Origin of the sequence: Paraburkholderia sediminicola, assembly GCF_046026855.1 — a bacterium.
In the GTDB taxonomy this organism is placed as follows: domain Bacteria; phylum Pseudomonadota; class Gammaproteobacteria; order Burkholderiales; family Burkholderiaceae; genus Paraburkholderia; species Paraburkholderia sediminicola_A.
The window spans coordinates 1-12,651 of sequence record NZ_JAQQET010000067.1 but is presented as its reverse complement, the minus strand read 5'-3'; the positions used below and the strand labels follow the sequence as shown (position 1 = coordinate 12,651).

General features: G+C 55.5%; 8 protein-coding genes. 6 read left to right on the top strand and 2 right to left on the bottom strand.

Annotated features, from left to right (window positions below):
- From PQR40_RS38605 to PQR40_RS38595, 3 genes are all read left to right on the top strand, one after another.
- A partial coding sequence (locus tag PQR40_RS38605) for a YadA family autotransporter adhesin (RefSeq protein ID WP_408511245.1) occupies positions 1 to 1,626 on the top strand: 1,626 nt, incomplete at its 5' end.
- A 56-nt stretch (positions 1,627 to 1,682) separates the two neighbouring features.
- Positions 1,683 to 2,405 (top strand): OmpA family protein, encoded by a 723-nt coding sequence (locus PQR40_RS38600; RefSeq protein WP_408511244.1) that lies wholly within the window; start codon positions 1,683 to 1,685, stop codon positions 2,403 to 2,405.
- Positions 2,406 to 2,822: 417 nt separating this feature from the next.
- Positions 2,823 to 3,641: a LabA-like NYN domain-containing protein gene (locus PQR40_RS38595; protein WP_408511243.1), complete on the top strand. Its 819-nt coding sequence runs from the start codon at positions 2,823 to 2,825 to the stop codon at positions 3,639 to 3,641.
- Between the two features lie 89 nt (positions 3,642 to 3,730).
- On the opposite strand, the gene PQR40_RS38590 is transcribed toward PQR40_RS38595, so the two are convergent.
- On the bottom strand, positions 3,731 to 4,522 hold the full coding sequence (locus PQR40_RS38590; protein WP_408511242.1) for an EAL domain-containing protein: 792 nt from the start codon (positions 4,520 to 4,522) through the stop codon (positions 3,731 to 3,733).
- Positions 4,523 to 5,443: 921 nt separating this feature from the next.
- Here PQR40_RS38590 and PQR40_RS38585 point away from each other — a divergent pair.
- Positions 5,444 to 6,175: a response regulator transcription factor gene (locus PQR40_RS38585; protein ID WP_408511241.1), complete on the top strand. Its 732-nt coding sequence runs from the start codon at positions 5,444 to 5,446 to the stop codon at positions 6,173 to 6,175.
- Positions 6,176 to 6,398: 223 nt separating this feature from the next.
- Here PQR40_RS38585 and PQR40_RS38580 read toward each other — a convergent pair whose 3' ends face one another.
- Positions 6,399 to 7,205, bottom strand: coding sequence for an EAL domain-containing protein (locus PQR40_RS38580; RefSeq protein ID WP_408511240.1), 807 nt, complete (start codon positions 7,203 to 7,205; stop codon positions 6,399 to 6,401).
- Positions 7,206 to 8,263: 1,058 nt separating this feature from the next.
- On the opposite strand from PQR40_RS38580, the gene PQR40_RS38575 reads away from it, so the two are divergent.
- Both PQR40_RS38575 and PQR40_RS38570 read left to right on the top strand, forming a co-directional pair.
- On the top strand, positions 8,264 to 10,666 hold the full coding sequence (locus PQR40_RS38575; protein WP_408511239.1) for a CHASE2 domain-containing protein: 2,403 nt from the start codon (positions 8,264 to 8,266) through the stop codon (positions 10,664 to 10,666).
- Positions 10,667 to 12,314: 1,648 nt separating this feature from the next.
- Positions 12,315 to 12,629, top strand: a complete 315-nt coding sequence (locus PQR40_RS38570; RefSeq protein WP_408511238.1) for a DUF1488 family protein — start codon at positions 12,315 to 12,317, stop codon at positions 12,627 to 12,629.
- Positions 12,630 to 12,651 lie beyond the last annotated feature (22 nt).

The following is a 12,651-nucleotide window of genomic DNA, read 5'->3' as shown; positions in this document are numbered from 1 at the left end:
CATACGCTAACGGACAGTCAGGCAACGGGGACCGACAGCATCGCTATTGGTCCCCAGGCGGTAGCCAGCGCAGCGGACAGCTTTGCAGCAGGCACTGGGGCGCAGGCGAGCGCGTCCAATGGCACGGCACTCGGTGCACAGGCGGTTGCCTCGATAGACGGCGGCGTTGCGATCGGCTCGGGCTCCGTCTCGGATCGCGCTATCGCGGCAGGAAGCGGCACCATTCCGGCAGGAAGCCATTCGATACCGTTCAACACATCCGATGCGACACTGCTCGGCGCTGTTTCGTTCGGTAGCGCGTCCGCTAACACCTACAGGCAGCTCACCAATGTCGCCGACGGCACGGACCCGCATGACGCGGCAACGATCAGGCAGTTGACCGGCGCACTTCAGGCGTTTGCCGTGACGCCGACGCTTTACTTCCATGCAAATTCAACGGCAGCCGATTCTCTGGCGGTAGGCGCTGAATCGATCGCCGTCGGGCCCACGACAGTAGTCAATGGGGATAACGGAGTGGGTATCGGTAACGGCGCAATTGTCCAGCAGACGGCACCAGGCGGTGTGGCAATCGGTGAAGCTGCGAACTCCGGACAGGCCGACGCAATTGCACTGGGTAGTGGCGCGAATGCGACCGGTCCTCAATCGATCGCGCAAGGCGCAAACGCCGTCGCGAGCGCATCGGGTGGCACTGCGATCGGTTCAGGTGCAAACAGCAGCGCAGCCGATGCGCTGGCATTGGGCTCTGGTTCGAGCGCAACGTTTGCGAACAGTGTCGCGTTAGGCGCTGGCTCGGCGACGACGGTCGGAGCTCTGACGAACTACATCGCATATGGTCTGAGCAGCCCACAGTCATCAGTCGGTGAAGTCAACGTCGGGAACCGGCAGATCACCGGTGTGGCTGCAGGCAAGGCGCCTACTGATGCCGTCAACGTCAGCCAGTTGAGTGCCGTCGCCAGTCAACTGACCAGTCTGATTACGAACAATAACTCTGGAGGCAGTGGCCCGTTCACATCGAGCCCAGGCCCGTCTTCCCAGCCGGCTTCGTCAGGGAGCAATTCATCGGCAGGGGGGCTCGGCGCAGTGGCATCGGGGACGAATAGTTCTGCAGTCGGCAACGGTTCGCAGGCCACAGGCAATAACGCTACTGCCGTGGGCACGGGCGCTGTCTCCAGTGGTAGCAACTCCGCAGCAGTCGGAGCCGACAGTAATGATAGCGGCCGCGCGAACGTCGTGTCTGTCGGTTCGGCTACCAGCCAGCGCCAGGTCACTAATGTCGCTGCCGGCACCGAGGGGACGGACGCTGTGAACGTGAATCAGCTGAATGCCGGCATCTCGCAGGCAAATAGCTATACAGATTCACGCGTCGACGCGTTGCAGGGGAACATCAATTCGCTTGCGCGCAACGCGTATTCGGGCATTGCCGCAGCGACTGCGCTAACCATGATTCCGGAAGTCGACAAGGACAAGACACTTGCGATGGGCATAGGCACGGCCGGCTATCGCGGCTACCAGGCCGTCGCCATTGGCGCCTCCGCCCGGATCACGGAAAACATCAAGATGAAAGCCGGTGTCGGCATAGCACCAGGCGGCAGTACCGTAGGTGTCGGTGCCGCGATGCAATGGTAAATGCGCTTCGTTGTACGCAAATGACCGTGCTTTCAATCTGAACTATGGAGTATGCAATGATCTCTCGAATTTCTTATGCGCTGTTGACGTCGATATCGGTGGCGGCCTTGCTTGGAGCATGTACGAGTGCTTCCGGTCCGAAATACAACCTTTACACAGAGAAGTTGAGTGACGGGACAAACCAGTACCGGGTCGAATGTGGCGGTCTGCTCGAAACGTCGGCGACCTGTCGAGCGGTTGCCGAGCGGACATGCGGCAATCAGCCGGTGTCGGTGGTTATGGGCCGTGATGGCTGGCGTGGCCCGTCCAGCGACAAGAGCGACCCCCGGTTGCTTGTCTTCAGGTGTGGCGCCGCACCGGCGCCTGCAGCCAGGACCGAAGAGGGCACAACGAAGGTAATCGAAAACTTCACGCTCGACTCGAATGCGCTGTTTGCATATGGAAAATCAAGCCTCGATTCGATGTTGCACACGGGAAGGGCACAGCTCGACGAAGCCATCGAGCGGATCAAGAGCCACAAGGAGGTGACCCGGATTCTCGTTGTTGGGCACACCGATCGCATCGGTAATAACGAAGAGAATGGACCGTTATCGGTAGCGCGAGCGAACACCGTACGTGGTTACCTGATCTCCCATGGGCTGGATGGCAATCTCATCCAGGCAGAGGGCGTGGGATCGAGCGAGCCGGTGTCGCACTGTCCGGAAGGGTATAGCAGCGCTGTTATCGCGTGTCTGCAACCTGATCGCCGGGTATCGATAACAGCAAGCGGCCATAGCTGAAGCACAACGGATTCGGGAGCGTCGGCTACGCCTCGCTCGGGTAACCGGCGCGCTTGATCCAGAGCGAATCCATTGGCTCCGGACGTTGCTCTGTATCTGACAGGACGACCAGATCCGCGTGATGCGGAAAAGGAATCTTCGACGCCTCTCGTCCGGATCACCTGAACTAACCGCCGCGCTGCGTCGGCCAATGCTCGGACCCTCCCTGAACGTGCTGCGTCGATCGGGGAACGTTTCATGGAACAACTTTTTGAACCTTGCTCATTATCGAAAACAAACACTGATCGACAATCAACCATCCGGCCCACGAACAACATCTGTCGCCGTTGCCCCCCATGCCAATGTAGTCTTAACGACAGTGGCGAAAGTACACCGGATAGAATCCGGTCGCCTAATCAAAACCTGCAAGAAATTCGGATGATGACGATGCGACGGACAGGGGTTTATGTGGACGGAACCAGCATAGACATGAATGGCGGCCACGGGATGCGATACGACGTACTTCGCGCGCTTGCGGGCCGGGCCGACGCGGCTATACAGCGACTGCATGCCTATCTCACATTCGACGAACGCCGTGCGACTCGTTCTCCCGAATATGAAGCTCGTGTGAAAGGCTACCAGGCAGCGTTGCGGGACAAAGGATTTCGTGTGACTGTCAAACCGCTTAAGCACTATGCGGAAGAAGATGGGGTGGAGATGATCAAATCCAATTCGGAGCTTGGGATAGCCGTGGACGCGCTGTCAGAGACAGCCACGCTGGACACGATCCTGCTCGCGACTGGTGATGGCGACTTTGTCGAAGTTGTGCGAGCGCTGCAGAAAAAAGGATGCAGGGTCGAAGTTCTGGGTTTTGACAGCGTATCTGCGGAATTGCGGGACGTCGCAGATCAATTTATCAATGGCTACCTCATCCCCAATCTTCTGCCTGTCCGTGATGCACCGCCGGGCTTGCCCGTATGGGGACAAATCGGCTCACGTGTGCGCGGCGTGTGCAACAGGTTCGAACAGGAAGACGGATACGGGTTCATTGCTTTCTGGTCATCGCTGCCCAATACTCCATTGCTCGCGGCGACTGAAACTAGTCCCGCTTACTTCAGAGGCAGCAGTCTGCAGGACCCAACCACCCTGTCCAGGTTGCCGTCCAGGAGTATTGTTCTTGAGTTTGAGCTTGCATCACCGACAAGGCTCAATGGCATACCGGAAGCTCGCGGGATTCAGATTGTATCGGGGGCATAGCATTGCTATTTTTCGGCCCGAAATAACGCACGGTTTTTCGCTGCAAATCGTGGCAATTCATCTGCCACTGCAACACCATGATCGATTCCTTACGTATAACGGCGTAGGGAAATGAGCGCCTCCAGAAGCGGGGCTTGAAGGGCTTCCGAAATATGCGAACCCTGACAGTCAATATCCTCGTGTATCTCGTGGACCCATGTAAATTGCGCTTCCGTTTCGATCCCGTCCAGAACAACTCTCTTCCCAAGGCGATGGCCCAGTTTGATGCACGTTTCCAGGATGATTCCCGATTCCGGGTCTTCCGGCACATTGCTCATGTAGCATCGGTCAATCCTAAGCGTATCAAGCGCAAGTTGATGAAGCAGCGCCAGAGAGTTCTGCCTGGGCCCAAAGCCATGGAGAGCGATACCTACACCCATTGCCTGGACTAACTCCGTAGCGTCAGCGAGCTCGTCGACGCTGCTTGCCAGGGGAGTTTCCGTCAAGGTGATCTGAAGTCGTCGCGGATTCAGCTTGTGTGCGACGACCAAGCTTTTTAGTTTACCCGGAAGATCGGCCTGTACCAGCTCCGAGGTGGGAATGTTGACAGACAGTGTCAATCCGGTCCGACCTTCCTGTTTCCAGTGCGAGAGGTGCCGTCCGGCCGTTTCAAGGATCAGATCAGTAAAGTTGTCCGAAGCCGCCGATTCTGCAACCGCGTCACTGAGCGACGCGCAATCCCGGCTGCTGTCCAACGGACGTTGCCGTTGCATTGTCAGTTCAAACCCGCATAGTTTCCGTTCCCGTATCCTTAACCTCGGTCGATACGCAAAGAAGAAATCGTGCGCTTTGAGACCTCGCGCTAGATCAACAATGGCACTAGCCCCTTTGAACAATGACATGGATGCGTCCGTTGAGATTTCTCTTTCCAAAAGAGTTTCTGCACGCGCAAGCTTCATACCTGGTCAACGTTAAAAGGTGGGGTTGATTGGGGGCGAAATAATCACGAGAAACTTGTAAAAGATGCAGCGCAGTGTGTAGATTCCGGGCATCAAAGAGTTTAGTGATGCACAAAGCTCGCGGTTCCACCGTACTTGTACAACACCCGCCGTGTCCGCCAGTGGTCAGAGCGAGAACTCCGCGCAAAAAATTGTCCATCGCTGCTTCCAACCCTGTCGCCGTTTGCGTATCGACGTTCGGTATTTGAGAGCATACCCAGTTGATCGGAGCCTGTCCCCGGCATAGCTGGAGGGATGATCCTGTCAGTGCGAGGTGCTCAGTCTGCGAGGACACATATAGCTTTCACTATCGAATACCTGAAATGAACCTTTACTTTAGATTCTAGTGATGGGCAGAAAACGCTGTAACTCCCCCGTCTACCAGACGTGGCTACTTCAGCAATAACTCAAATTCCCAGGTGCGACGTAAGTCGCAGGACGTGAGGAAAATCCGGACCGAGGTTGAATCTCGTTGCATGATTTTTGGCCGCTACGGCGATGCAGCAATGTAAAACAATGCAATCTCTGGTAATCCTGGTCTGAAACCGAAGTCGCTCTCCCGATTCGCCGGAGCTCCACTACGTAAGCCTTGGGCATCGCCTCGATCATGCGTGGCCCGAGCGAAATGCAACATTTGATGTGACAATCGTTCACAATCATCATACCTTTGGGTAATAGCATCCACTGGGCTGACATAAAAGAAATCATACGAATTCTGCAAGATTAGAGCGCGTGCTTGCCATATCGAACACATTGTTTTGAATCGGCCGTGATAGAAATCGGGCGCGATTGCGGGTCTCCAAACATAGATTATCGGACGAATCAATGCATCTCCTGATTGTTGAAGATGATCCCGTGCAGGCCAGCGCAACGACGAAGGTTCTGACGCGCCTCGGCTATGACGTATCCACGGTGGGGGATGCTGAAAAAGCCATACGTGTGCTTAAGTCGTTGACGGTTGATCTGGTGCTCCTGGACTGGCAACTCCCAAAAATAAGTGGTTTCGAACTGCTCCACTGGATCCGGGCACAGATCGGCCCCGATCTCCCAGTCATATTTGTAACCAGTAGGGTCCTGGAAGTTGATATTGTTCTGGCCTTGGAGGCTGGTGCCGACGACTACGTAGTCAAACCGTTCAGCTTCGTCGAACTGACGGCCAGGATTAACGCACGTCTACGTCGTACAAGACGACATGCCGAAGCTGCGCATCAGATTCGTGTGGGTGAATACGTTCTCGATTTGGAACTCCGCAAGTTGACGCTGCGCGGCAAGCAGATCGATCTCACCGCGAAGGAGTTCGACCTTACGGCGCTCTTTTTTGAAAACATGGGAAAGATTATGTCTCGCGACCTGATGTCAATGGCTGTATGGGGTCGTGCGCTGGACGATGATTCTCGCTCACTTGACACACATATCTATCGAATCAGGCAAAAGCTCGTCCTCTCACCAATGAACGGACTTCGTCTAACCTCAATTTACACACATGGGTATCGACTCGATGAAGTTCGCAGAGAAGTCGACAACGAACAGCAATACAAGCTAAAAACTGCCACTTGAGCGTCGAGGGCATGATTCCACTTGATTGCTCAGCTGGCGACTCGCGATAAAGGCCCTCACCGATCACAGATTCATCGCGGCCTCGATCCTCAAAGTCGACCTGCCGTCGCAGGATCCTTGTTAAGTTCCGATAGTGCGCGTGCAGCCGCTCGTACCGAGTGGCGAAATCCCGCATTCGAGACCGGGGCAACGCAACCGCGCGCATGTAAAGCGAATAGGGTATCTATTTCCCTACGCTTTGCCGATGGCGACGGATCACGTCTTCGATTTCATCCTCCCCGACAGGCGCACCGATGTAGAAGCCTTGCACGTCAATTCCAGGCAAGGTTCTGGCCCAGGCGAACTGCTCCGCTGTTTCGAGTCCAGTCAGCACACTTTGCTTTCCGTGGTGTTGCGCAAGGGACACCAGGCTCTCGACCAATCTTCTGGAGCCTTCGTTGTCCGATGCTTGCATGATGAGCGAGCGATCGAACTTTACGATATCCACGGGCAGTTGCTGCAGAAGTGTTAAAGAGGCGTAGCCGTGGCCAAAATCGTCTAGCGCGACGCGAACCCCAATTGCCTGTACGGCCTGAATGACACCCACTAGCCAGTCTAGCTGATCAGGATGTACAACAGCTGTCAATTCGATTTCGAAGCAGCCTGGATTGATGTCAAGGGATCCAAAGAGAGTGCATAGCCGGTCAGGAAGATCCTTCCTGCCCAGCTCCGCTGCAGACAGATTGACGGCCAGCGACAGATCGCCGTAACCGGCAGTCTTCCACCGCTTGAGTATTCCCGTGGCACGGGCAATCAGCAAATCGGTAAACTGACCCGCGAGGGACGAGTCTTCAACGACACTGATGAACGCGGCTGGCCTGAGCACCCCGCTTTCGGGATGCCGCCACCTGATCAGGCACTCGAACCCAGTCAGTTCATTTTTCTGCAGCCTTAACTTCGGTTGCAGAACAAAGAAAAATTCATCCTGGTCAAGGCCCCGTTCCGCATCACTAACTATTGGGGCGTGACCTGCTGGTAGTGCCGGTCGCATTGTTGTTCCGCCTGGTCTGTGCCGTTGCTCCGCTGTCGCAAACGACCATACTGCTTGCCGGTTAGATAAGCGGCAATTGAAGGATGGAATCTCGGAATCGCTGAAGTTAAAAGCATGAGATTTTATAGCGGATTGACACTTACGCGTCAAGTTGTGAAATTATTTGAAAGGTTGATTGTTGAAATTTTGTTTTCGTTATCAAGAATCAATTTAAATTGAAATCTTAATGAGATGTAATGTTTTTCTTCCTGTAATTAATATTTAATTACAGGAATTTTGCCTCGAAGGATGCCAGGAGCGAAGTCTTAAGCTTAGGGTTAGTTCTGCAGATTAATCTCAGCCTGGTAGTTCCTATCGCTGCTTTCAGGCGCGATACGCTTGGCCACCTCCATCGCGAAATGCAGCGGAGGACCGTCAGCTCAGTGCGGGATGCGCGACCCATCGAACGGGCGCGGCGCTTAGTGCCTTGCGCAATGTAGGTCGGTGGAAACCCACATACTAAAAGATTCTATGAAATTATCAAGGATAGGTGTCGGAGCAAACACCGGTTCGTCTCCAAACATTGCCGCGAATCTGATTGCACACTGGTGAGTCGGCTACGCTGCTGCCCGGAATGGCGGCGGGCTCGGTCATCCGGGGGGCAGCGAATGTCCCGTCCGCGTACACGGAGCGTGCGTCCAATCTCATGTACGGCCGCGGCCTCGGTCAGCGCTGGCCGCAGACAGATTGTGTGACAATTGTTCAGACTTGTAAGGTTGCGAAGTCTAGTATCTTTCGTACGGTTGTCCGAGGCCTTTGCTGACGACAGCGAACCTTACTACGATAGGCGCGAGGAGAGGTCTCACCAGATTCCGTTTTATGCCGGTATTGGGGGATGTGCGCGCGACGAGGGATATTTGAATAATCATGACCAATTCAGCGATTAGAAATTCTTTCCTGGCGGTTTTTGGCTTAACCCGAAGTGAAGCGTCGCGCTCGTGCTTAATGGTCAACTCATGAATTAGGACGCACGATGCTGGGCGAAATACATTTAAGTGTCCGGTATAAAGCGAAATGACATGAGGAGAAGACTCTCCGACTTCGGCTTGCGCCGCCGAAAGAGCGTAAACGAGCTGGACCCGTGCGTAAAACCACGCCCGAATCTGGCGTGGGAGTGGGTGGGCTTAACCGTCACGCTGATGCTGTTCTGCCTGATACTGACGTGCACGCAGGTACTGCGTCGCGCCGACCTGGCATTCCTCGATGCCGCTGCCCCTTTTGTTCATCGCACTACGCCCAGGAAAATCGTTGTGATCGCCATTGACGATCGTACGGTCGGCAGCCTGGGTGGCTGGCCACTGGGTCTCCAGCTTCACGCCCAGTTGATCGACAGATTGACTCAAAGTGGGGTTGCTGCGATCGGTTTCGATGTGGTCACCGCACACGCGACGCATGCAACAGATGAGGAGGTTAAGGCATTTGCCGCTGCGATTAAATTAAACGGCAAGGTGGTGACGCGGCTCTCCCGGGAGCAAGCACCCGGTAAATCGATGGCCTATCTGTCTGATCCGACGATTGCCGCTGCCAGCTATGCAAGTGGCCATATTGGCGTGCACGTGGATCACGACGGTGTTGTCCGCAGCTTTTATATGCTGGCCGGTGGTGCGCAAAGTAATCGACATATCGCGAGTCTGGTACTCCGCGCAGCCGGGATGAATTCAGTAGATTGCTCCGAGGCGGAGCGTGCTGCGGCTGCCGCGAACGGCACAGGCTGCCTACGCTATGTGCCACTTGGGCGAGAGAGATCCTACGAGACGTACTCATACGTGGACGTATTACACGGCAAGGTTCCCGCAGACAGACTGGAAGGGCGGATCGTTCTGGTGGGCGCTACGGCCGATGACGCGGGAAGGCGCCTGGCTACGCCGGTCGTCGATAGTGCCCCACTCAACGGCGTGGAGTTTCTTGCTGAAATAACCAATGCGATGGCGACCTCGACGCTATCGCGTCGGGTTAGCTTCTGGCATGCGCTGCTGTTCAACGAAAGCGCGGTTCCGCTGATCTGCCTGTGCCTGTATCTGCTCGGTCCGCGCGCCAGCCTCGTGGTGTCGATTAGTATCGCAGCCGCGATAGCCGCATGCTCCTACGTGATGCTCTGGACCTGGCATCTAATCCTGCCGTCCGCACCTGCCATTCTGATTTGCATCATTGCTTACCCGCTTTTGGCCTGGCGTCGGCAGGAGGCTCTGTTGAACTACCTGTCATTCGAATCGGCAAGAGTGGTGCAAGAGCCATCGTTCCCCGAAGCATCTGGGGCCAGGCGTTTTTTTATCGATCCGATCCAGCATCGATTGAGCGCGACGGCGGCGCTGGTCGGGCGGGTACGCCGTTATCAGAAATTCGTCTCCAAGTGGGTCGACAGTCTTCCCGAAGCCACGCTGGTAACGTCTCCCGCTGGCATCATCATTCTGGCCAACGAGCGGGTCTGCGCTCTCTGTGAAGATTCGGAAGTGAAGCGCGCCGAATCTTCTTCTCCCGCAGGGCGTCCGGTGACCGATGTACTGTTCGAGATTACCGAGTCACATCGAGCGATCGAATTCGCAACGCAGGCATTGTCGCTCCTCGACGTATGGTCGAACGTCACGGACTTTCCGGCTTCCAGTCTGCTCCTGGCAGCACAAGGAATTGAGATCTCGAATGCTAGAGGAGGGCGGTCGCTCCTTATCAAATGTGCACCCATCAGGCCGTCGTACGGACAGGAAGGGGCAATGATCTTCCACGTCGCAGATGTCTCGTCTGTCCGGAAGGCTGAACGCCAGCGCGACATGGCGCTACGCTTCCTGTCACACGACATGCGCTCCCCTCAGGCCGCGATACTCGCGCTTATTGATCAGATGCGACGTGATCCGCTTCGCTTTACGGCTCAAAGATTCACCGAACTGGTCGAGCAGTACGCGACGGCATCGCTACGCCTATCCGACGACTTTCTTTTTCTGGCAAAGGCAGAAACCTTACCGCCCAAACTAGCTCCAGTCGACCCCGCCCTAGTGCTAGGCGACGCAATCGATGATCTGTGGACAGAGGCCAGTACGAAATCCACGACTATCAATCTCACTGCAGAGCCAGGGAAAAGTACTATCGCCGACGTCCAACTGTTGCGTCGCGCATTTGGCAATCTCATCAGCAACGCAATTAAATATAGCCCGCAATCGTCCACCGTCAACGTGCAGCTTGCGGAAACAGACCGGCATCTCAAGATATCGGTGTGTGATCAAGGCGTAGGCATATCAGAGCGCGAGAAACAAAAACTCTTTCGTGAGTTCAGCCAGTTGGACGTGAAATCTCCAAGGTCCGGCCACGGCTTGGGACTCGCGTTCGTCAAGACTGTGATTGACTCGCTGGGCGGCAAGCTGCAGGTTCAATCGACACCAGGGGAGGGTGCTACTTTCATTGTCTTCCTGCCGAAGGTCGGTATCGATTGATACCGGGAAGCGCAAAAATCTCTCAGCGGGCGGAGGCGGGCCCGCGTTTTCGTACCTAATTTACATATGCAGGTGGCCTGAGTCAGCCGCCCATTCAGCACGCGTTCCAAGCAATTTTCTCGCCTGGAGACGCCCCGATGCTGGAGACCCCCCGGAGCATTTCAATGCCGATCCAAAAAATCGGGAGACGGTTCTACGAAGCACTACCGATACAAAAGCCCAGGATGGGCAATCGTGTCGATGCTGCAGCCCGCGCTGGGTTGAAGAAATACATACCAACGAGTCGTGACGGAACTCGCAGCAGCGCAGCTATGCGCGATACCCGATTCGAAACCCGCCCAATGCCGGCCGCTGACTACAATCGGTGCCGAGACGTTCGGAGCTGCGGGACCGGGTTCGATATTGGCCACTACAGGCGTTTCGTCGGCCGTCATACCGTCGCTGGAACTGCCTTGCGTCGCCAAGGTTTCAAGCGCGAGCAGGCGAAGCATTTCGATGCGATGCCAAGGTATTGGTGAACGGCCGGCGACGTAGTTGCGGATCGTGTGCGAGCAACAGCGCAATGTTCGGGCGACTGCTGCGATTGAAAGGCCGTTGGTTAGGGCGGGAAACTCATGCAGACAGCCATGCCGTTGTTTTGCGGACACGTGGAATCCTGCTGGAAATCGGAAGCGGCGCGTAATCTAACGTAAACGTTACAAAACTCGCAGATAGATACGTTCAACGGCCGGATGCCGTTGGTTTGCACAATTTTGTTCTTACGCGCGTCCAGTCGAATCGGGGCTTGCAGAGGCATCAGGAACAAGTTTGCTTCAAGACGCTTTGCAGAAAATTGATTCTCCGGCGGACTTTTGAGGCAGTTTTGTAAGTTTACCGACACCTGCCGCACGTGGCCGATCTGAATTCCGACGAAAGCGCTCTCGTTCGAGGGTACCCGTGCAGTGACATGGAGGCAGGGCTCGCGGTATCACGCGGCGCCTGTTTCGCGGCTAGAAGCTAGAAACAAATTTCTGCAAGAAGCGGGAACAGTTTTACGCAAACCGAGGGATGCAGTCCGAGGTGAGCAAGTTAGGTAACTTTGATTTTACATAATTAAAGTGATCATTTTTTTATCTATTTAGTTAAACAGACTGTCTGTTCACCGAATTCCGCGTTCTCTACTCGACTCCCTTGCGCAGACGAGGGTGCTGCGTTAGCAGCTCGACTGTGCAATGCACATTCATGTTCACATCGTCACCGATACGCGCCACGATCTACGAACGCTTCTTCACAAACGACTCTTGCGTTCTCGCTGGTAAATTCGGCCTTATTGGAGCTGTCACGCTGTAGTGCCAGACCGTCCGCCAGATGGTGGCTCACGTTTACTCCCGGAAGAGCTCACCACAGCGAGGAACGTTGATTTCTTATACGCAACCAGCCGTCTATGCCGGCTACGTTCACCGCAAAACACAAAACCGCCAGCAACACGACGGCCGCCTGAAAAAATTAATGAGCAGGTACGTCGCGTGGCAATTATCAATAGCGGATACATGGTGAGGTTGAATCGTTGCGTCATTGACGATCGTGCCGCTTTCAACTTCTGGTAGATTTGTTGTTGTGCGGCGCTGTACAAATACAAAGGTCGCCAATAATATCGGCGAGGTGCTTCATGGAAGTTCTTGATCGCGTGCCCGCCGTCTCGCCGGCCGGACGCGTTGTGGTTTTCATACTGCCGATCCGCGGGCGCGAGGTCGAAGCCGCGGTTGCACGTGACGCACTCGAAGAACACTTCTGGCTGCCGCCTAACGCCGATGCCGCGCGCACACTCAAGACATTCGAAAGCGGCCGCAACCGCATCGTCGCGGTCGCACAAAGAAAGTTACTTGCGCGGCGCGACGAACCGCTGCGGCTGACCGTGAACGACTTCGTGACCCGGTACCGCCCGTTGGCTGACGATGACCGTCGGGTCGCGATGCGTCTCTGATACACAAAAAGCACGATCGTTC